We start from the raw sequence: 19,940 nt of genomic DNA on the forward strand, positions 1-19,940 counted from the left end.
AAAATGACCGATGAACGGACAATAAAGACCCTTGTCTATGATCTGTGACAATCAATTGCGGCTCGGGAACGGCTGAAATTCATTATATGTGGTTCAGCCACTCCCCCCACGCCACGGACTTGCAATTGCCGGACCATGTACCGATGCTATGCGCGCCGGACCGCGCGTAACGGCGGTTTGACAGGCATCGGACAGTAAAAAGCGGATTGAGGAGCTCTCGTGGCGGCAGAAATCGGGCATCTATCCCTGTGGTTGGCACTGGCTGCAGCCCTGTGTTTATCAGTATTCCCGTTGATCGGGGTGCATCGTAACATTCTTGCCCTGCAATGGTATGCCCGCCCACTGGCCTGGGTGCAGTGGCTGGCACTGACTCTTTCCATGGTCTGCCTGGGCTACAGCTTCTACATTAACGACTTCTCTGTGGCCTATGTGGCCAATCACAGCAACTCCGCGTTGCCGCTGGCCTATCGGCTGTCCGCCATATGGGGTGGGCACGAGGGCTCGCTGCTGCTGTGGGGCTGGATGCTGGGCGGCTGGGCGGCCATGGTCGGGGTGTTGAGTCGCAGTGTTCCCCTGCACATGGTGGCCCGGGTGTTGTCCGTGATGGGCATGATCTCGGTGGGCTTTCTGTTGTTCATGCTGCTCACATCCAATCCCTTCGATCGAATCTTGCCCTGGTTCCCGCTGGACGGGGCGGATCTGAATCCGCTGTTGCAGGACCCGGGCCTGATCATTCACCCGCCCATGTTGTACATGGGTTATGTGGGCTTTTCTGTGGCCTTTGCTTTTGCCGTGGCCGGTCTGCTGGCAGGCAATATGGACCCGGCCTGGGCGCGTTGGGCCCGGCCCTGGACCACCGTCGCCTGGAGCTTTCTCACCGTGGGTATCGCCCTGGGCTCCTGGTGGGCCTACTACGAGCTGGGCTGGGGCGGCTGGTGGTTCTGGGATCCAGTGGAGAATGCCTCGTTGTTGCCCTGGCTGGCGGGCACTGCCCTGATCCATTCCCTGGCGGTAACGGAAAAACGCAACATGTTCCGGGCCTGGACCGTGTTGCTGGCCATCATTGCTTTCTCACTGAGCCTGCTGGGTACCTTCCTGGTTCGTTCCGGGGTGCTGACCTCGGTGCATGCCTTCGCCAATGATCCGGAGCGGGGCACCTTTATTCTGGCTTTCCTGAGCGTGGTGGCTGGCGGCGCACTGACCCTGTTTGCGTTTCGTTCCTCCGCCCTGACCAACAACAAGGGCTTCAAGCCGGTGTCCCGGGAAGCCTTCTTGCTGGGCAACAATCTGATTCTCCTCACTGCTACCTTTGTGGTGCTGGTGGGCACCGTGGCCCCGCTGTTCTTCGAGGCCATGGACCTGAAAATCTCCATCCGCAGTCCGTACTTCAACGGGTTCTTTGTGCCACTGACGCTGGTACTGATCCTGTTGATGGTGCCGGGGGTATTCAGTAACTGGAAGCGTCAGGATGGCAACGGCCTGCTCAAGCGCATGGCACTGTTGGCCCCGGCGGCGATCATTGCCGGCTGGTTTGCCGCGCGGCTCCCCGAGCCATCCCCGTGGCAGGGCGTGTTGGCGATCATGCTGGCCCTGTTCCTGGTGTTTGCTCATATGGATGACGTGGTGCGTCGGGCCCGAGCCTATAACCAGGGTTTCCTCAATGGCCTGGGCAAGCTGGGTCGAGGTTACTGGGGCATGGTCATGGCTCACTGTGGCCTGGCGGTGATGGTGGCAGGTATTACCCTGGTGAGTTTCCACGAAGTGGAAAGGGATATTCGTATGGCGCCCGGGGATCAGGCATCCATCGGTGACTATGCGTTTGTTTTTGACAGCCTGGACAGTTATGTCGGTCCCAACTTCGACTCTACCCGTGGCCACTTTCATGTGACCTATCAGGGAGAGCCGGAAGCGGTCATGCATCCGGAAAAACGTACCTATCACGCCAGCGGCCAGATCATGACGGAAGCTGCCATCGATGCCGGCTTCTGGCGCGACCTTTATGTCGCCATGGGCGAACCGCTGGAAGACGGCAACGCCTGGGCCGTGCGTATCTATTTCAAACCGGGTATTCGCTGGATCTGGCTGGGTGCGCTGATGATGGCGATGGGTGGTGCCGTAGCACTGTCTGACAAGCGCTACCGTCGTCAGCGATTTGCGAACAGCGAAGAAGGAGTGTCCCATGAAAGCTAATTCTCCCTGGGTATTCCTGCCGCTGGTCGGCTTTGTGTTGCTGGCGTTGCTGCTGGCCAGTGGTCTGGGGCGCGATCCGCAGGAATTGCCATCGGCACTGGTGGGCAAACCGGTGCCAACCTTCAGCCTGCCGTCGCTGATGACCGACGAAACGCTCACCCAGGACTCTCTGAAAGGTCGCTGGCAGTTGCTCAACGTCTGGGCTACCTGGTGCCCCACCTGCTATGTAGAGCATCCCTTTCTGCTGGAACTGGCCGCCCGCGGCGTTGCCATTGCCGGCCTGAACTACAAGGATGAAAGTGCACCGGCCCGCCAGTATCTGGCGGAACAGGGCAACCCCTTTACCCATGTGATCGTGGATGCCGATGGCCAGCTGGGTCTGGACCTGGGGGTTTACGGCGCCCCGGAAACTTTCCTGATCAACCCGGACGGCGAGATTGTGTTGCGCCATGCCGGCGACCTGAATGCGCGCGTCTGGCAGGAAAAGTTTGCTCCCTTGCTTGAGCAAAGCACGCAGGAGGGCGGAGCATGACCATGATCCTGCGTACCGTGTTTCTGCTTTGCCTTTCCCTGTCGGCAATGGCCGCTACCGACCTCTATGAGTTTGAGACTCCCGAACAGGAACAGCGTTTTCGCGTATTACTGGATGAGCTGCGTTGTCCCAAATGTCAGAATCAGAGCCTGGCCGATTCCGATGCCGGCATTGCCCAGGACATGCGCGTTCGGGTAGAGAGCATGATCAAGGAAGGCAAAAGCGATGAAGAAATTGTCGATTATTTTGTCTCCCGCTATGGCGACTTTGTCAGCTACCGCCCACCAGTAACGCCCACCACTTCCATTCTCTGGCTGGCGCCATTGTTATTACTGGGCAGTGGCGCTGTGGTCATCGTCCTTCTTCTGCGCCGTGCTAGCGCCAGAGTGGATGACAATGATGCCGCTGATGAGAGCGACGTTAACCAGGGGGGAGACCGGTAATGATGTGGATTGTGATTGCGCTGGTTCTGCTACTGGCCCTGGGTGTCTTGTTATGGCTGTTGTGGCAGCGCGAAGCCCGCAAGGCGGGCAAGGTGATGCGGGGTGCCATTGGCATTCCCCTGATCATGCTGGTGTTGGCCGCCGCCGGGTATGGTCTGGTTGGCTACAATGAACATACCAGTGACTGGCTCAACGACCAGCAGGAATATCGGTCGGTGGCCCGAGCCATTATCGCTGGCGAGTCGCCGGAGCGGGCGGCGTCAGAGGTTCCTGTCGGCGCCCTGGTGCGTGTATTGCAGGCGGAGCTGGTGAAGAACCCGTCAGCCATGGGTTGGTATGCACTGGGTTCGCTGTACGATCAGCTCGGCGCGCCTGAGCAGAGCGAAGAGGCGGCCCGCAAGGCGGTGGCGAAGAGCCCGCAGGAACCGGCCATGCATCTGTTGCTGGCCCGGGCGCTGATCCAGAAAGCCGGTGGCAAATTAACCGACCCGGCCCTGGCCGAACTGCGCTGGGTACTGGATAGGGAGCCGACACACGATGGCGCCTGGATGATGCTGGCCATGTCTGCGGACCGGGCCGGGCGCTATGACCTGGCCGAGCAGGGCTGGCAAGCGCTGTTGTCCCGGCACAGTCAGGGTGAAACCGGCGACCTGCTGCGTCGCGGCCTGGAAAATGCCCGTGAACAAAAGGCCCGCCAGGAAAAATTTGCCGGTATCCAGGCCGTCGTCACGGCGGAGGACCTGCCCGCGGGGGGCACTGTGTTTGTCTATCTCCGCGAGGCCGGCAGTAGCGGCCAGCCTCTCGCTGCCCGTCGCCAGGTGGTGCCCCATTTTCCCGCCACCGTGTCGTTGTCCGCCCAGGACTGGCTGCAACGCTATCCGGATGACAATGCGGCGCTGGTCATTGGTGCCCGCTACACCCCGGCGCCCGGCGGCGCAGTGGACCAGGCTGCCATCATGGCCCCGGTCAAACCCCTGGAACTGCCCCAGGGCAGCCCTGCCATGCTGGTTCTCGAACGCCCCTGATCCCGCCAACTCCCCGGGGTGCTACCAAGGTAGCACCCTCCTATTACTTGTGAAGAACCGGGCCTCAGGGTAAAGTTGCACCCCTTCGGAGGCCCCTGAGTGGCCCAAACGGAAGGTTCTGCAACAATATTCGCGTCGTCAAAGTGCCCAGCTCTGCATGGAAACGCCTGAATCAGGTCTCTGATTCAGCGCTTTATTGCCTTGATGTGAGCGCTCTGGCCGGCTCTCTTTGTGGCAGAGCATTTCACTTGGCCTTCTGATGCCTTTTCGACCACAGAAAGATGGAGAATCCTATGCGTGTCATCCTGCTTGGTGCCCCCGGTGCGGGCAAGGGCACCCAGGCGCAGTTCATCAAGGAACAGTTCAATATTCCTCAGATTTCCACCGGTGACATGCTGCGCGCTGCTGTTAAAGCAGGCACTCCCCTGGGTTTGGAAGCCAAGAAAGTGATGGATGCTGGCGGTCTGGTATCCGATGACATCATTCTGGGCCTGGTCAAAGAGCGTATCAGCGAAGACGACTGCGCCAACGGTTTTCTGTTCGACGGCTTCCCCCGCACCATTCCCCAGGCGCAAGCGCTGGTGGAGCAGGGTGTGGATATCGACTTCGTGGTCGAAATCGATGTGGACGATGAAGAGATTATCGAGCGCTTGAGCGGTCGTCGTGTGCATCCCTCTTCCGGCCGGGTTTACCACGTGAAATACAATCCGCCGAAAGAAGCCGACAAGGACGATGAAACCGGTGAAGAGCTGGTTCAGCGTGATGACGACAAGGAAGAAACCGTTCGCAAGCGTCTCGAGGTGTATCAGTCCCAGACCCGCCCGCTGGTAGATTTCTATCAGGACCTGGCGAAAAAGCACGATGCCAAGGCGCCCCGCTATGTGCGAGTGGCCGGTGTTGGCTCGGTGGATGATATCCGCAATCGCGTGCTGGAAGCTCTGCAAGCCTGAGCCTCTGCACAACAGCGATAAAGAGAAAGGGAAGCCACTGGCTTCCCTTTTTTTTGTGCTGAATTCGCTGGCGGGGCGCCAATATCTGTTTCAGCAGGCGGTCAGCCTCCCTGGCAGCGCCAGGGAGCGCTTGAAAGGCTCTGAGCATTCCCTGGCATCGCGCCGCCTCAGGGCAGCGTTACACCCTTCCTTGGCGATGCAAACAACGCTTTGCGGTAGCAAGAGGTTTTCTTCTTTGCCGAGAGTTGTGCCGGCTCGTCGCTCTCAGCGGTTGTCTGGCGACATAAATTGCATAATTTCGAGGTTCTGCGAAGGGGGATGCCGGCTCTCCAGCCACCTGGCGAGCCAGTGATTTTTTGCCAACCGTCACTCGCCCTTGCCGATCTCGTCGTCTCTTCTTCCTTGCGTTGCTTCTTTCTCGTTCTGTTAAACGACGGCCATGCCCGGCACTTTGCCTGCGCTTTCTGATTTTCTGAAAGGTAACGCGCAAGGGAGGGCGAAAGTGTGGCGGTTACCCTCTTGATGGCTGCGACGATGACTGGGACACGCATGATCCGCTAATGCCGCTTGACCCTGTGCGCGGATTTCCCTGATCTGTGGGCACGACGTTGTTATCGGTGTGTGCCGTCAGCGGTCATGCCGGGGCGCCCATTTTGGTGCAGTGTTTCTCAAGCACAGTGTGTCTTTAACAAGGCCCGAAAATGTAACGTTTCTACACAGGAAAGCGGGCATGGGGTTGTGGTGTCGCCTTGGGGTGGAGTCGTTGTTGTTCTGGCATTGGCGGATGTTCGTTCTCTTTTGGGGGGTTTTGCCATGCAATGAAGGCAGCGCTTCGTGCGCCAGCCGCCTCTGTCGCTTGATGATTTTTCTACGTGATGGTGCCGGGTTTTATTTAACAAAAGTACGTAAATCAGCAGGAAAAATATTCCTTTGGGGTTTTTAGGCTGGCTCATCAGCCTGTCAGAACCCCCGCTGAAAATGTTTTTGCAGAAACAGAAAAGGAATCAGAAAAGGGGCATGGATAAATCGAGAGCATGGAAAATGAAAAAAACAAAAACGAATTGGTCAAATAATGTACCAACTGATTTTTTTTTATGCTATTTTTCGAATTGTCGCAGTACTGATGACAACGCCATAGCTTAGGAGATCAATCATGGCTCGAGCAAAGAAAGCCGCCGCGAAAAAAACTGCGGCGCGCAAGCCCGCAGCAAAGAAGGCTACCGCTGCAAAAGCACCGGCTCTGCCAAAGTCCGTCACTAACGCTGAATCCAAGGTAAAACTGCAACAGAAAGCCGTGGATCAGGCGCAGAAAAAAGTCGAACAGACTCAGGCGAAACTGGACAAGCACCGCGCCAAGATCGATACCGAGAATGGCAAGCTGTCCAAAATGCGTGCTGATGTTGCCGCCAAACGTGACAAAGCGAAGGCCACTCCGACTGCCGCCGCCAAGCGTGCAGTGGATACGGCACGCGGTCGCATGAATACCGTTCGTTTGAAACTGCAGGATCTGCGTGGTGAAGCCAAGCTGATTCGTGCAGAAATCCAGGCGGCAAAGAAAGTGGTCACTCGCGAGGTGAAAAAATTCCGCACCGCCGAGCGCAACCTGAAGACCAAGCTGCGTGAACACGAGCGTAAGCTGGCGAAAAAAGCCAAGGCCGAGCAGAAGAAAGCCGAGCAGAAAGCCAAGGCTGCTGCCAAGAAAGCCGCGGCTAAAGCCAAGCGCGCCGTAAAGAAAAAAACCACCCCTCGCAAGAAAGCGGCCACTCGCAAAGCGCCGGCCAAGAAAGCGGCCACCCGTAAGGCTCCTGCCAAGAAAGCCGCAGCCAAGCGCAAGCCAGCCACCAAGAAAGCCGCCGCTCGCAAGAGCCCGGCCAAGAAAAAAGCGGCAGCCAAGCGTCCAGCCGCCAAAAAAACGTCCTGATCTCACGATCCGGACTGATTTAAAAAGGCCCCGCAATCGCGGGGCTTTTTTTATGGCCGCAAACGCAAAACCCCGCGTCTTTCCAAAACGTAGGGTGCACTGAGCCTGGGGCGAACTGCACCATCAACCGCCCGATCGGTGCAGTTCGCCCCAGGCTCAGTGCACCCTACGCAATTGGTGGCAGTCAGGAGCAGCTACCGGGCGCCTTGTCCTGAATCACCGCCAAACCCCCTGATTCCTGTTCCTGGCAAAACAACCCTCACTGACTGGTTGCTCCCTCTGTCTATATCCGTGCGCGCGTTGATAGGGCAGGGCAGGAGTGGGCGTAAGCAAAAATGTGACTAGTGGCTGGCTTGACCATGACGAAGTGCTGTCAGGCCAATGTTTTCTTTCTTGAAAGCAGTTGATAATGATTCGCGTTAGGGTTAGCATGCCCACTAGAGATTGAGGGATGGCATTCTTATGTATGTATGCATTTGTAAGGGCATTACTGACAACCATATACGGGAAGCGGTCGGCAACGGCTGCGACAGCCTGCGTGATCTTCGTCGGGAACTTGGGGTTGGAAGTCAGTGTGGTAAATGTGCCCGTCATGCCCGCCAAGTGATGCGTGAAGCCCGTAGCGCCAACGAGGCCCCCTCATTCTCGCACCCTTCCCCTGACGGTGTGGTGGTCTACTGGCCGCAAACCGCATAACTAATCGTTCTCATTTGCATAAGCGCTTGTATTGCAAGCGCTTTTTTGCATTCCTGCCTTGTCTCTGTCATCCGCTTGCTGAACAATGGGGATTAACCCAAGTTTAGACCCAAGTTCATCGGACGGAGACACCCCCATGAAAGGCGACGCCAAGGCGATTGAGTACCTGAACCGGGCACTCGGCAACGAACTCGTAGCCATCAACCAGTACTTCCTGCATGCCAAAATGTACAAGGACTGGGGTCTCCAGGCGCTTTATGAGAAGGAGTACCACGAGTCCATCGACGAGATGAAACACGCGGACTGGCTGGTAGAGCGCATCCTGTTTCTTGAAGGCATTCCCAATCTGCAGGATCTGGGCAAGCTGATGATTGGTGAAAACACCAAAGAGATGCTTGAGTGCGATCTCAAGCTGGAAAAAATGGCGGTACCGGATCTGCGTGAAGGGATTGCCTACTGCGAATCCATTCAGGATTACATCAGCCGTAACCTGCTCAAGAACATTCTCGAATCCGAGGAAGAGCACATCGATTGGCTGGAAACCCAGCTTAGCCTGATCAAGCTGGTGGGCATTGAAAATTACCTGCAAAAACAAATGGAAACCGCAGAAGACTGATTGCTGAAGTTTTGAGCGACCGGCGCTTGACTCCCGGCGGGGCTTTGGGAATAATGCGCAGCCTCTCGGGGCGATACAGCAACGAGACATGCACCGGTAGCTCAGTTGGATAGAGCAACTGGCTACGAACCAGTAGGTCGGGGGTTCGAATCCTCCCCGGTGCGCCATATCCCTAAAAGGGCCCGCTAGTTAGCGGGCCCTTTTTCGTTTCTGGCTGGCACAACATAAACCGCACCATCTCCCTTTCGCAGTGGTCCGGCAGCGTCTGGGCCCACGCCAATTGATCAAATCAATCACCCCCCCTGTACACTGGCCTCATTGCAGGTTGTCGACAATCCCTCTACATTCCCAGAAATCGACGAGAGAGACCTGGAGCGCTTCCCAATAACCCTGGGAGTGTTCCCGTGACGCCCGCTGACACGGCAGGCCGCCGCCTCTCGCCTGCGGTTACTCAAACCGCCACCGGAACCGTAAAGGAGTGTTCCATGAACACACTGATGGCTCAGGGCCTGGAGCTCATGCTGATCGGCATGGGTGTGGTCTTTTCCTTTCTGATTATTCTCGTGGCCGTAACGACGTTAATGTCGTTGCTGGTGAAACGCTTCGGGCAGGCGCCAGCCGTGAGCGCCGCGACAACGACCGCAGCACCCGCCGGAGACATGCCGTCCCCTGCGGTTATCAAGGCCATTGAAAAGGCGGTGCGTCAGCACCGGCAGTCCCAGCAATAACCGGAATTTTTCCATGAGTGATCACAAGCCTCTGGGCATCACCGATGTGGTGCTGCGCGACGCCCATCAGTCCCTGTTTGCCACGCGCATGCGTCTGGACGACATGTTGCCCATTGCCGCAGAACTGGACGACATCGGTTTCTGGTCCCTGGAATCCTGGGGCGGCGCCACCTTTGATGCCTGCATCCGTTATCTGGGCGAAGACCCCTGGGAGCGTATCCGCGAGCTGAAAAAGGCCATGCCCAACACGCCTCAGCAGATGTTGCTGCGCGGCCAGAACCTGCTCGGCTATCGGCACTACGCCGACGATGTGGTGGATGCGTTTGTGGAACGCGCTGCGGAAAGTGGCGTGGATGTGTTCCGGGTGTTCGATGCCATGAACGACATGCGCAACATCGAGCGTGCCATCGCCGCCGTCATCAAACAGGGCAAACACGCCCAGGGCACCATCGCCTACACCGTCAGCCCGGTGCATACCCTGGATATGTGGGTAGAGCAGGGCAAGGTGATCGAACAGATGGGCGCCCATTCCGTGGCCATCAAGGACATGGCCGGCCTGCTGCGCCCCAATGTGGCCTTTGAGCTGGTCAGCCGCCTCAAGCAGACGCTGTCTATTCCGGTTCACATGCAGTGCCACGCCACCACCGGTCTTTCCACGGCAACCGCACTGAAAGCCGCCGAGGCCGGCATTGATAATGTGGACACCGCCATCTCGTCCATGTCCATGACCTACGGCCACAGCCCCACCGAGTCCGTGGTGGCCATGCTGGAAGGCACCGACCGGGATACCGGCCTGGATCTGAAAAAACTCAATCGCATCGCCGGCTACTTCCGTGAAGTGCGCAAGAAGTACGCCCAGTTTGAAGGCAGCCTGCGCGGTGTGGATGCGCGCATCCTGGTGGCCCAGGTGCCCGGCGGCATGCTCACCAATATGGAAAGCCAGCTGAAAGAGCAGGGCGCCACCGACCGCTTCGACGAAGTGCTGCAGGAAATTCCCGCCGTGCGCGAAGACCTGGGCTTTATTCCCCTGGTCACGCCCACCTCCCAGATCGTCGGCACCCAGGCGGTGCTCAATGTGCTGTCCGGCGAACGCTACAAGGCGTTGAGCAAGGAAACCCGTGGCGTACTGCGCGGTGAATACGGCGCGGCGCCAGCGGCCTTCAACAGCGAATTGCAGGCCCGTGCCCTGGACGGCGACGAGCCCATCACCTGCCGCCCGGCGGACCTGATCGACGACGAAATGGACAGCCTGACCCGGGAAGTGGAAACCCTGGCTAGCGAAAAAGGCCTGACGCTGGCGGAAGGCAAGCGCCGCATTGATGATGTGCTCACCTATGCGCTGTTTACGCAAATCGGCCTGCGGTTCCTGGAGCACCGGGGCGACCCCTCCGCGTTCGAGCCGGTCCCCGACGGCAAGGTGTTGCCTGTTGCCGGCAATAGCGACGGCGTTTATACCGTGGACGTGGATGGCCGGGAGTACACCGTCAAAGTCAGCGACGGTGGCGACGTGACCGGCATCAAGGCCCTGGGTGAAAGCGCAGGGGCGGCCCAGTCCAACCCGCCGGTGGTGCACAACCCGTCCCAGAGCACCCCGATCCCCGCGCCCCTGGCGGGCAACATCTTCAAGGTGCTGGTGAAGCCCGGTGACCGGGTCACCGAAGGCCAGAAAATCATGGTGCTGGAAGCCATGAAAATGGAAACCGACGTGTCCAGCCCGGAAGCGGGCATCGTCACCGAGATGGCGGTGAAAGAGGGCGATGCGGTCACCGTCGGCCAGACCCTGCTCAGCCTGGAGCCGGCCCATGGATAAACTGGAGACGCTCTGGCACAGCACCGGCCTGTTTCATCTGTCCGGGGGCCAGCTGATCATGCTGCTGGTCTGCCTCGGCCTGCTGTGGCTGGCCATCAACAAAAAATTCGAGCCGCTATTATTATTGCCCATCGGCTTCGGCGGCCTGCTGGCCAACATCCCCGTGGCCGGGCTGGCGGAATCCGCCATCAGCCAGGCCATGCACTTCGGCAGCCAGGATCTGCTCGCCAGCATGGCCCAGGTGCTCGGCATGGATGCCGATGCAGGGCGAGAAGCGCTCTATAAAGCCGCTGAAGGCGCCGGGCCAGCAGTACAGGACCAACTCCACCACCTGGCGCAAAAAGCCAACTACGGCGATGGCATCCTCTACCTGATCTACACCGTGGGCCTGATGACCGGCATCTTCCCGCTGCTGATCTTCATGGGCGTGGGCGCCATGACCGACTTTGGCCCGCTGCTGGCCAACCCGCGCACCCTGTTGCTGGGCGCCGCAGCCCAGTTCGGCATCTTCGCGGCCCTGCTGGGGGCCCTGGCACTGAACTTCCTGGGCATGGAATTCTCCCTGGCGGATGCCGCAGCCATCGGCATCATCGGCGGCGCAGACGGCCCCACCTCCATTTACGTGACCACCAAGCTGGCCCCGGAACTGCTCGGCGCCATTGCCGTGGCGGCCTATTCCTACATGGCCCTGGTGCCGATCATCCAGCCCCCCATCATTCGCGCCCTCACCACCGCCAAGGAACGCACCATCAAGATGGAGCAGCTGCGCCCGGTGAGCCAGACGGAAAAGATTCTTTTCCCCATCCTGTTGCTGGTGCTGGTGGCGCTGGTATTGCCCGATGCGGCGCCGCTGCTGGGCATGTTCTGCCTGGGTAACCTGATGAAGGAATCCGGCGTGGTCAGCCGTCTGGTGGACACCACCAGCAATGCGCTGATCAATATCGTCACTATCATGCTGGGCCTGGCAGTGGGCGCGAAACTCAGCGCCGAACAGTTCCTGGTCATGGAAACCCTGGGCATCCTGGTGCTGGGCCTGGTGGCCTTCATGATCGGCACCGCCACCGGCGTGCTCATGGCCAAGCTGCTCAACCGCCTCAGTCACCACCCGGTGAACCCCATTATCGGCGCTGCCGGCGTGTCCGCCGTACCCATGGCAGCACGGGTGGCCAACAAGGTGGGCCTGGAAGCCAACCCCCACAACTTCCTGCTCATGCACGCCATGGGTCCCAACGTGGCCGGCGTCATCGGCTCCGCCGTCGCCGCCGGCGTCCTCCTCAACTTCGCAGGCTAACCCGGCGCGGCCCCAGGCCGCGCCGCTACGAGCTACGCTCGATTGGATAGGGAAAGGGTGGCGAGTTCCTCGGATCTTGGCATTTCTACGAAGCCGCTGTAGGAGTACCTCTTGAGGTGCGAACCTTGCGCAGCAAGGAAATCGACCGGAGGGCGATCAGGCATAGCCGATTCTTCCGCTTCCCTCTAAGCAATTCGCACCTCAAGAGGCGACCAACGGGCCGCTGATCTACAGCCATCGGGAACCCCAACGCCTATAGTACGTCGAAGAGCCAAACCCCCACGGAGCCACACCCTTGCCACCCACCCCCCAAACCCTCACCAACAAGCTCTACCGGATCCGCCACCTGTGGGCGGTGATCAGCTTTGCGCTGGGGCTGAGCAGTTATTTTCTGGTGGAGCGCCAGCCCTGGCTGGCGGCGGTACTTACCGGCTTTCTGATCCTCAGCTGGTTGCTGCTGATTACCGAGAGCCTGTGGCAACAACGCCTGGCCGGCACCGCCATGGAGGGCATGTCCCAGGGCATGCTGAAGCTGCTGTTACAGGCGGTTCACCAGGAGGCCTTCTTCTTCAGCCTGCCGTTCGTGCTGCTGCAATGGTCCGGCGGCGCGGAATACATCTTCTTCACTACCCTGGTGATCAGTGCCGCCCTGGTCAGCATCATCGACCCGCTGTACTTCTGGTTGGCCCGGCACCGGGCCCTGTACTTCGGCTTTCACGCCTGGGCGTTATTCGTGGCCTTGCTGGTGCTGCTGCCGTTGATCTTCCACTGGAGCACCGATGCCGCGCTCACCTGGGCCGGCTGGCTCACCGCCTTGTTTGCGCTGCCCAGTTTCTGGCGCGTGGGCGGGCCACGAAAATGGTTTCGCTGGCTGGGGCTGCTGGCAGTGTCTTGCCTGATCGCCTTCGCACCGCGCTGGCTGGCACCGCTGGTGCCGCCGCTTACCCTGTCCCTGGAAGAGCGGGCCATGGCGCTGTCCTTCAACCGTGAGCAACGCCAGCCACTGGTGACCGGGCACAGCTTCTCCAGCGATGAAGTGACCGCGGGCCTCTATGCCTACACCGCCATCAAGGCGCCGTTGGGGCTGGGTCAGGAGATTTATCATTACTGGTTCCAGAACGGCGAGCAGGTCGACCGGATTCCCCTCAAGCTCTACGGCGGCCGCGAATCCGGCTTTCGCACCTGGTCCCACAAACGCCATATCCCGGTGCCCTCACAAGGCCGCTGGCGAGTGGAAGTGCGCACAGCTGACAATCAGATCATCGGCGTCATGCGCTTCACCATCACACCCTGAGTTCAGTGGCTCCCAAGCGGCCCTTACCCCAACACTCTTCAACGCCTCAACCCCCCAACCCTCGTTGGAGCCTTGCTCGCAAGGCGAAGGGGCTGAAGTCACTGCCGTGCCTTCGAAACCCTCTGCGTCTTCGTAAGCTGGGCCCAGTGGTTCATTCAGACCCACTTGGGCGGTACCCCTCCAAACCGGTATCCGGACTATCCCGTGCTCAACAGAACGAGCCCTATCTTTGTAGGATATGGCTTACAGAAAATGCTAAACGGTTGATATAGAGTGGTTTTCAGAACGGGGTGATATCGGGGGAAGTCAGGAAATAGGCCGCTTCTTCGCGTTTTTTCAGACGAGAAGAGTTCTTGTTTGACGGCCTTGCGAATTTAAGTGTTTCTCCCGGAATTCATAAAAGAATTATGTCGAAGAAAGATATGTCGAATCGTTCGACTGAATACGCTGCCATGTTCACTAAGGAGAGTGCGGTGAAGCTTCAAGTAACAATCATTGCGGCGGCCGCCGCATTTGCGGTTGGCTGCGCGGCAACAGGCACCACCAGCGCAAAGCATGATGTCGTAACCAAAGCGGCGCCGGCACCAATAGCCGTCGAGCCGAAATGGGTGTCTCTGACAGAAGGAGCGGAGCTTAACTACGACGAGAACTACAAGTACCACCCTTCGGAAATGAAGCTCAGTAATGAGAGGCTGCTTCGCGGTGATGATTGGAACGGATACTTGAAGGCATATGTAGATTCATTCCCGCCGGAAAAGCGAGACACAATCCTTGAGGGCATTACTCGGCATGTAACTGACTACGATAAAGTCGAAGGATTCATTCGTTTTGAGCCAGTCCGCTATATGTCCGGGCCATATGCAAAGAAATCTTATGTGGCTGTGGTAGGGACTCTCCGCCCTGAAAAGGCAACTGTATTTCTTAAACTTCACTACTACGATGATTCTTGGCTTTTCGCCAAAAGCTTCAAGGTAGTAACAGACGGTGTTCCGTTTCAATCACCAGCCGTGAGATTCAATCGAGATAACTATGGCGGCAATGCTTGGGAGACCGCATATCTTGATCTGAGCAAGAAAAAGTATCGCGCCTTGGCTGATAAAATCGTTTCTTCCAAGGAGGCAATAATTCGCTTCCAGGGAAAACAGTACTACTCAGATTTAACCGTCACTGACCGTATGCGCGAAGATATTGGCTCCATGCTTAAGGCGCTTGATGTAATCGGTGCGAAGTGAACATAACAAACGGCTGGACCGGATAAATTTCCGCTGTCACCTTTTGTGCAGAATACGGCACAAAAGCCGCCATCAAAAATTCACCCGGTGAGCCGGACTATAACGCAATGGAGCAATACACATGAGAATCAATAAAGCGATCCTAATTGGCGCAACGATGTTGGCAATAGCGCTCCCAGTTATGGCCGATATGTTTACTCCTAGCCTTTCTTGCTCCACGCCTTATAAACCATATCAGTTCAACTCTCAGTGGGAGTTAGATAATTTCAATGATGAGGTTCAAAGTTTCAAGCGGTGCATTTCAGATTTTGTTGATGAGCAAAACGAAGCCGCTCGGAGGCATCAAGAAGCAGCCAGTGATGCCATTGATGAATGGAATAATTTTGTTAATTATGAGCTTAATTAAAAGCGTTATAACAAGGCGCTCAAGCAAGGACTGATCCTCTCCCCCTTTAGCGGACACCTTCTTCCTGCCCCAAAACCCTAAAACCGCACCTTTCCCAGCGGCACCAACAACAGCAAGCGGATCTAGGGTCAGGTCTACCATTTCCCGTTTTACTCGTTTTCAGAAGTGCAGGATTGAGAAAGGCGAGACCGGGATTTTAGACTTTTTATTTGGATGCTGTTGTCGCACTGTTAAGGCATAGAGTAATACGAAGACGGTTGTCCAAATGCGACTGATAAAACCCGCTCTCATCTACTTCACCCTGATCTTTGCCACAGGCTTCGCCCTGGCCATGATCCGCATTCCCTTCCTGGTGCCGCGACTTGGGGAACGCTGGGCTGAGCTGGTTGAATTGCCTTTCATATTGCTGGCCAGTTTTCTGGTGGCCCGCTGGCTGGTGCGGCGATTTGGGTTGGTGACGGTGATGCAGTGTATTGGCACTGGCTTGCCGGCCCTGTTGATGATGCTCAGTGCCGAGTTGGCGGTGATGCGGTTTCAAGGGCAGAGTCTGGGCGAGTATCTGGCCGGACGCGACCCGGTATCCGGTATGGCCTATCTCTTTTCTTTGCTGCTGTTTGCAGCCATGCCGTTGTTAGTCCGCCAGCAGGCCGTGAACCGGCTCTAAAACCGCACCTTCCCCAACGGCACCAACAACACCGCCGCCCCAATCAACGCCACTGCCGCCCCCAGCAACCCGGGCGCAAAACTCCCGCTGCTTTCCAGTAACCGCGCCGTCACCACCGGCCCCAGTATCTGCCCGACCCCATAGCAGGCCGTCAATGCGCCCAGGGCGGCGCTGGCGGCGTGGGGGGCCAGTTGGCGGCCGCAGTACATGCTCAGGGCGACCACGGCGGTGAAGGTGCCGCCCACCAGCAGGCCGCTGATGACCAGCCCGGTGAGGCCGGGTAGCCAGGCGGGGGCGCTGACGCCCAGGGCCTGAACCACCAGTGCGGTCATAAGTGCGTTGCGTTCGCTGGTGTGGCTGGCGAGTTTGCCCCACAGCAGGTTGGCGGGCACGGCGGCCAGGCCCACGGCCAGCCAGGTATAGAAGGCGGCGCTGTCCAGGCCCGGCAATTGCGCTTTGGCGATCACCGGCAGGTAGGTGGTGCTGGTGATGTAGCCGAAGCCGGCCAAGGTGTAGCTGGCGATCAGAAAGCCCAGGGCGGAGCGGTTCACCGGCGCCCGTTCGTGCTGACTGTGTTTGGCGTGGGGCAGGGCGGGGATGCGGCGCAGCAGTGGTAGCAGGACCAGGGCCAGGGCGCCACAGGCCAGCCACATGGTGGCGTAGCTGCCGTGCAGGGTTTCAATAAAAGCAACGGTGAGGGCGGCGATACTGATGCCCAGGCCGATGCCGGCATAGTGAATATTGCCGAGCCGGGCCCGCAGATGATTGGGCATGGCGCCCAGCACCAGGGCGGAACCGTTGACCATGATGATGGCGCTGGCTACCCCGGCCAGGAACCGGTTGATAGCCCAGGGCGTGAAGGTGGTGCTCAGGCCCATGAGCAGGCTGGTGACTACGCTCACCCACAGTGCCAGCCAGAACGCTGTGCGGGCCCGGTGGGCGGGTACCGCCATGGCGAGCATGGCGCCGGCCAGGTAGCCCCCATAGTTGATCGCCGCCAGGTAGCCGCCGCTGATGGCGGTGAGGGTGCTTTCCGCAATCATGTCGGGCAGGGCCGGGGTGAACAGGAAGCGGCCAATGCCCAGGGCAATCACCAGGCTGAAGGCGCCGGCTATGGCGGTGAGCAGGTGATCTCTTTCGGTGGTCGTCACGCAGTGTCTCGCAGGTAATCAAATGGGAAGGCGCACTCGGGAAAACCAATACAGGGCGACGTGCCGGGTCTCTCCGGTAATCCAGCGCGCAGCCTAACAGGCCATGGCGTCGTCGGCTTTATCATTCGAATGATGTTCATCATTCACCGCAGTGATAAATGCGGCTTTGGTCGCAAAGGCTCCCAAGCAGTGCGTGGTTTTTTCACCAGGTCGGGGCAAAACCCGGGGTTTGCGGCACGAAAGTGATGTTGCAGCAAAAGCGTGATGCATTTTGGTGAGGCGGGACTGACTCACAACGGTGCCGGCTGGGCAATAAGCGGGCGCTGAAGCCGGCCCGGCTTGCACCCGGTATCGGTAACGTCATGAAAAATCAGCCTTTTCAAAACTGGCACAGCATTTGCCTTATGACAGGGTAAGCACAACCACTGCGTTGTGCGCGAGATAACCATCTGTGTGGTCAACGGCGACCACACTCCGATGCGAGCAAAGGCGCTCAAAGATTCCTGCCAATGGTGGCGGGACGCTTTGAGCGCTTTTTTTATGCCCGAAAAAAACGGGCAGAAGAGGGAAGGATGATGAAAGGTTTCAAGAAAACATTCTGTGGTGTGTTGGCCGCGATGACACTGGGCCTGTCGGCAACGTCCGTGGCGGATGATGCGGTGGGCTGGCCGGAAAAGGCCGACCTCAAGTTCGGTTTTATCAAGCTGACGGATATGGCGCCGCTGGCCATTGCCTACGAGAAAGGCTACTTCGAGGAAGAAGGCCTGTTCGTGACCCTGGAAGCCCAGGCCAACTGGAAGGTGCTGCTGGACCGGGTGATTGATGGTCAGCTGGATGGCGCTCACATGCTGGCCGGCCAGCCGTTGGGGGCGACCATCGGGTATGGCACCGAAGCCCATATCATTACCGCCTTCAGCATGGATCTGAACGGTAACGGCATTACCGTTTCCAACTCCGTCTGGGAAGAAATGAAAAAGCATATTCCCAGCAAGGATGGCAAACCGGTGCATCCCATCAAGGCCGACACCCTTAAGCCGGTGGTGGAGCAATACAAGGACGCCGGCAAGTCTTTCAAGATGGGCATGGTGTTTCCGGTGTCCACCCATAACTACGAGCTGCGTTACTGGCTCGCCGCCGGTGGCCTGAACCCGGGCTACTACGCGCCGCACAAGGGCGATACCAGCGGCCAGTTGCAGGCAGACGTGTTGCTGTCAGTGACACCGCCGCCGCAAATGCCCGCCACCCTGGAAGCCGGCACCATTCATGGCTACTGCGTGGGTGAGCCCTGGAACCAGCAAGCCGTGTTCAAGGGCATCGGTGTGCCGGTGATTACCGATTACGAAATCTGGAAAAACAATCCGGAAAAAGTCTTCGGGGTCAGCAAGGCCTGGGCGGAGGAATATCCCAACACCCACATCCGTGTGGTCAAGGCGATGATCCGCGCCGCCAAGTGGCTGGACGAAAACAACAACGCCAACCGCCCGGAAGCAGTGAAGATCCTGTCCCGCCCCAACTATGTGGGCGCCGACTATGACGTGATCGCCAACTCCATGACCGGCACCTTCGAGTACGAGAAAGGCGACAAGCGGGAGATTCCGGACTTCAACGTGTTTTTCCGTCACAACGCCACCTATCCCTACTACTCCGATGCCATCTGGTACCTGACGCAAATGCGTCGCTGGGGACAGATCAGCGAGAGCAAGCCGGACAGCTGGTACATGGATATCGCGAAAAAAGTGTATCGCCCGGACATCTACACCCAGGCGGCCAAGTCACTGATTGCCGAAGGCAAGATGAGCGCCGATGAATTCCCGGACTTCGCCAGCGAAGATGGCTTCAAGCCGCCGCAGAGCGAGTTCATCGACAACGTCACCTATGACGGCCGCAAGCCCAACGAGTACCTGAGCAAGTTCCCCATCGGCCTGAAAGACGGCGACACCCTGTAACCGGGGACCCGAGAGGAAGGAGACAACCATGGTGACCCTGACATTTCCGACCTGGATGGAACCCTACCGCGCACTGGCCACGGGCAAGGTATCCCGTGACCAGTGGCAAGCGCTGATGCGCCAGCTGCTGTGGCCGGTGCTGGGGATAGGCCTGTTCCTGCTCCTGTGGCAGTTCGCGGCCCAGCGTATTGATACCTCGCTGGGTCAGTTCCCCGGCCCGGCCCAGGTCTGGGAGCAGGCGGGCAATCTGGTCAGTGAACACCAGCAGTCCCGTGAGCGGGAAGTGGCGTTTTATGAGCGGCAGGAAAAGTACATTGCCGCCCGGCTGCAACAGCAGCCGGACTGGGAGCCGGTCACCCGGGATTACACCGGTGCGCCTACCTTCTTTGATCAGATCGGTACCAGCCTGATCACGGTGATGAGTGGGTTTCTGCTGGCGTCGATGATCGCCATTCCGCTGGGCATCGTCATCGGCCTGAGCAGCACCGTGCATGCAGCGGTGAACCCGCTGGTGCAGCTGTTCAAGCCGGTGTCGCCGCTGGCCTGGTTGCCGCTGGTGACCATGGTGGTGAGTGCGCTGTATGTGAGCGATGACCCGATGGTGTCCAAATCCTTTCTCACTTCCATGTTCACGGTTTCCCTGTGCTGCCTGTGGCCCACGCTCATGAATACGGCGGTGGGGGTCACCTCGGTCAGCCAGGATCTGACCAATGTATCCCGAGTGCTGCGACTCAATGCTCTCAGCCATGTGCGCAAGATCGTGCTGCCGTCGGCGCTGCCGATGATGTTCACCGGCCTGCGTCTGAGCCTGGGGATCGCCTGGATGGTGTTGATCGCCGCCGAGATGCTGGCGCAGAACCCGGGCCTGGGGAAATTCGTCTGGGATGAATTCCAGAACGGCAGTTCCCAGTCCCTGGGCCGGATCATGGTGGCGGTGATCGTCATCGGCCTGATCGGCTTCCTGCTGGACCGCCTGATGCTGATGCTGCAGCGCGCGCTGGTGTGGGACAAAGCTTCAGCACAACGCTAGCAGCTGAAAGGAGAA

At 58.6% G+C, this 19,940-nt stretch carries 18 protein-coding genes and 1 tRNA gene; 18 read left to right on the top strand and 1 reads right to left on the bottom strand.

What is annotated here, in order from left to right; all coding sequences use genetic code 11:
* The first annotated feature begins 219 nt into the window (after positions 1-219).
* The 16 genes from ACMG4N_RS08610 to ACMG4N_RS08685 all read left to right on the top strand — a co-directional run bounded on the left by ACMG4N_RS08610 (position 220) and on the right by ACMG4N_RS08685 (position 15,798).
* Positions 220-2,190, top strand: coding sequence for a heme lyase CcmF/NrfE family subunit (locus ACMG4N_RS08610; protein WP_297766589.1), 1,971 nt, complete (start codon positions 220-222; stop codon positions 2,188-2,190).
* Positions 2,180-2,722, top strand: coding sequence for a DsbE family thiol:disulfide interchange protein (locus ACMG4N_RS08615; RefSeq protein WP_297766592.1), 543 nt, complete (start codon positions 2,180-2,182; stop codon positions 2,720-2,722). The genes ACMG4N_RS08610 and ACMG4N_RS08615 overlap by 11 nt, the downstream gene beginning before the upstream one ends.
* Complete coding sequence (locus ACMG4N_RS08620; RefSeq protein ID WP_272974738.1) at positions 2,719-3,165, top strand: cytochrome c-type biogenesis protein; 447 nt, start codon at positions 2,719-2,721, stop codon at positions 3,163-3,165. Before ACMG4N_RS08615 ends, ACMG4N_RS08620 begins: the two co-directional genes overlap by 4 nt.
* Positions 3,165-4,190 (top strand): tetratricopeptide repeat protein, encoded by a 1,026-nt coding sequence (locus ACMG4N_RS08625; protein ID WP_414431272.1) that lies wholly within the window; start codon positions 3,165-3,167, stop codon positions 4,188-4,190. The genes ACMG4N_RS08620 and ACMG4N_RS08625 overlap by 1 nt, the downstream gene beginning before the upstream one ends.
* 293 nt (positions 4,191-4,483) lie before the next feature.
* Positions 4,484-5,140, top strand: a complete 657-nt coding sequence (gene adk / locus ACMG4N_RS08630; RefSeq protein WP_339841878.1) for an adenylate kinase — start codon at positions 4,484-4,486, stop codon at positions 5,138-5,140.
* A gap of 1,153 nt (positions 5,141-6,293) precedes the next feature.
* A complete protein-coding gene (locus ACMG4N_RS08635) occupies positions 6,294-7,061 on the top strand; it encodes a hypothetical protein (protein WP_414431275.1) in 768 nt (255 codons plus the stop codon).
* A gap of 462 nt (positions 7,062-7,523) precedes the next feature.
* On the top strand, positions 7,524-7,757 hold the full coding sequence (locus tag ACMG4N_RS08640) for a bacterioferritin-associated ferredoxin (protein ID WP_297766609.1): 234 nt from the start codon (positions 7,524-7,526) through the stop codon (positions 7,755-7,757).
* Between the two features lie 136 nt (positions 7,758-7,893).
* Positions 7,894-8,373, top strand: a complete 480-nt coding sequence (gene bfr / locus ACMG4N_RS08645; RefSeq protein ID WP_297766611.1) for a bacterioferritin — start codon at positions 7,894-7,896, stop codon at positions 8,371-8,373.
* A gap of 90 nt (positions 8,374-8,463) precedes the next feature.
* Positions 8,464-8,540, top strand: a tRNA-Arg gene (locus ACMG4N_RS08650).
* A 318-nt stretch (positions 8,541-8,858) separates the two neighbouring features.
* On the top strand, positions 8,859-9,101 hold the full coding sequence (locus ACMG4N_RS08655; RefSeq protein WP_052042634.1) for an OadG family protein: 243 nt from the start codon (positions 8,859-8,861) through the stop codon (positions 9,099-9,101).
* Positions 9,102-9,114: 13 nt separating this feature from the next.
* Entirely contained in the window at positions 9,115-10,911 is a 1,797-nt protein-coding gene (oadA, locus tag ACMG4N_RS08660) for a sodium-extruding oxaloacetate decarboxylase subunit alpha (protein WP_414431276.1), read from the top strand.
* Positions 10,904-12,202: a sodium ion-translocating decarboxylase subunit beta gene (locus tag ACMG4N_RS08665; protein ID WP_035246732.1), complete on the top strand. Its 1,299-nt coding sequence runs from the start codon at positions 10,904-10,906 to the stop codon at positions 12,200-12,202. The genes oadA and ACMG4N_RS08665 overlap by 8 nt, the downstream gene beginning before the upstream one ends.
* A 295-nt stretch (positions 12,203-12,497) precedes the next feature.
* Positions 12,498-13,496 (top strand): DUF5924 family protein, encoded by a 999-nt coding sequence (locus tag ACMG4N_RS08670; protein WP_414431278.1) that lies wholly within the window; start codon positions 12,498-12,500, stop codon positions 13,494-13,496.
* A 353-nt stretch (positions 13,497-13,849) separates the two neighbouring features.
* Positions 13,850-14,728: a hypothetical protein gene (locus tag ACMG4N_RS08675; RefSeq protein ID WP_297766625.1), complete on the top strand. Its 879-nt coding sequence runs from the start codon at positions 13,850-13,852 to the stop codon at positions 14,726-14,728.
* 121 nt (positions 14,729-14,849) lie between these two features.
* Positions 14,850-15,134: a hypothetical protein gene (locus ACMG4N_RS08680; protein WP_297766628.1), complete on the top strand. Its 285-nt coding sequence runs from the start codon at positions 14,850-14,852 to the stop codon at positions 15,132-15,134.
* Between the two features lie 265 nt (positions 15,135-15,399).
* Positions 15,400-15,798 carry a hypothetical protein gene (locus tag ACMG4N_RS08685; RefSeq protein WP_297766632.1) on the top strand — a complete coding sequence of 133 codons (399 nt, stop codon included), beginning with the start codon at positions 15,400-15,402 and terminating at the stop codon, positions 15,796-15,798.
* On the opposite strand, the gene ACMG4N_RS08690 is transcribed toward ACMG4N_RS08685, so the two are convergent.
* Positions 15,795-16,949 carry a YbfB/YjiJ family MFS transporter gene (locus ACMG4N_RS08690; RefSeq protein ID WP_297766635.1) on the bottom strand — a complete coding sequence of 385 codons (1,155 nt, stop codon included), beginning with the start codon at positions 16,947-16,949 and terminating at the stop codon, positions 15,795-15,797. The genes ACMG4N_RS08685 and ACMG4N_RS08690 overlap by 4 nt on opposite strands.
* A 617-nt stretch (positions 16,950-17,566) precedes the next feature.
* Between ACMG4N_RS08690 and ACMG4N_RS08695 the strand changes: the two genes are divergently transcribed.
* Both ACMG4N_RS08695 and ACMG4N_RS08700 read left to right on the top strand, forming a co-directional pair.
* Positions 17,567-18,895, top strand: coding sequence for a CmpA/NrtA family ABC transporter substrate-binding protein (locus ACMG4N_RS08695; protein ID WP_297766720.1), 1,329 nt, complete (start codon positions 17,567-17,569; stop codon positions 18,893-18,895).
* Positions 18,896-18,923: 28 nt separating this feature from the next.
* A complete protein-coding gene (locus tag ACMG4N_RS08700; protein WP_297766638.1) occupies positions 18,924-19,925 on the top strand; it encodes an ABC transporter permease in 1,002 nt (333 codons plus the stop codon).
* The last annotated feature ends 15 nt before the right edge of the window (positions 19,926-19,940 follow it).

This window comes from Alcanivorax sp. IL2, assembly GCF_047495475.1.
GTDB lineage: Bacteria > Pseudomonadota > Gammaproteobacteria > Pseudomonadales > Alcanivoracaceae > Alcanivorax.

Coding starts and splice junctions, on each gene's coding strand:
- ACMG4N_RS08615 (WP_297766592.1), top strand. CDS start 2,180: ATGAAAGCTAATTCTCCCTGGGTATTCCTGCCGCTGGTCGGCTTTGTG.
- ACMG4N_RS08620 (WP_272974738.1), top strand. CDS start 2,719: ATGACCATGATCCTGCGTACCGTGTTTCTGCTTTGCCTTTCCCTGTCG.
- ACMG4N_RS08625 (WP_414431272.1), top strand. CDS start 3,165: ATGATGTGGATTGTGATTGCGCTGGTTCTGCTACTGGCCCTGGGTGTC.
- adk (WP_339841878.1), top strand. CDS start 4,484: ATGCGTGTCATCCTGCTTGGTGCCCCCGGTGCGGGCAAGGGCACCCAG.
- ACMG4N_RS08635 (WP_414431275.1), top strand. CDS start 6,294: ATGGCTCGAGCAAAGAAAGCCGCCGCGAAAAAAACTGCGGCGCGCAAG.
- ACMG4N_RS08640 (WP_297766609.1), top strand. CDS start 7,524: ATGTATGTATGCATTTGTAAGGGCATTACTGACAACCATATACGGGAA.
- bfr (WP_297766611.1), top strand. CDS start 7,894: ATGAAAGGCGACGCCAAGGCGATTGAGTACCTGAACCGGGCACTCGGC.
- ACMG4N_RS08655 (WP_052042634.1), top strand. CDS start 8,859: ATGAACACACTGATGGCTCAGGGCCTGGAGCTCATGCTGATCGGCATG.
- oadA (WP_414431276.1), top strand. CDS start 9,115: ATGAGTGATCACAAGCCTCTGGGCATCACCGATGTGGTGCTGCGCGAC.
- ACMG4N_RS08665 (WP_035246732.1), top strand. CDS start 10,904: ATGGATAAACTGGAGACGCTCTGGCACAGCACCGGCCTGTTTCATCTG.
- ACMG4N_RS08680 (WP_297766628.1), top strand. CDS start 14,850: ATGAGAATCAATAAAGCGATCCTAATTGGCGCAACGATGTTGGCAATA.
- ACMG4N_RS08685 (WP_297766632.1), top strand. CDS start 15,400: ATGCGACTGATAAAACCCGCTCTCATCTACTTCACCCTGATCTTTGCC.
- ACMG4N_RS08695 (WP_297766720.1), top strand. CDS start 17,567: ATGACACTGGGCCTGTCGGCAACGTCCGTGGCGGATGATGCGGTGGGC.
- ACMG4N_RS08700 (WP_297766638.1), top strand. CDS start 18,924: ATGGTGACCCTGACATTTCCGACCTGGATGGAACCCTACCGCGCACTG.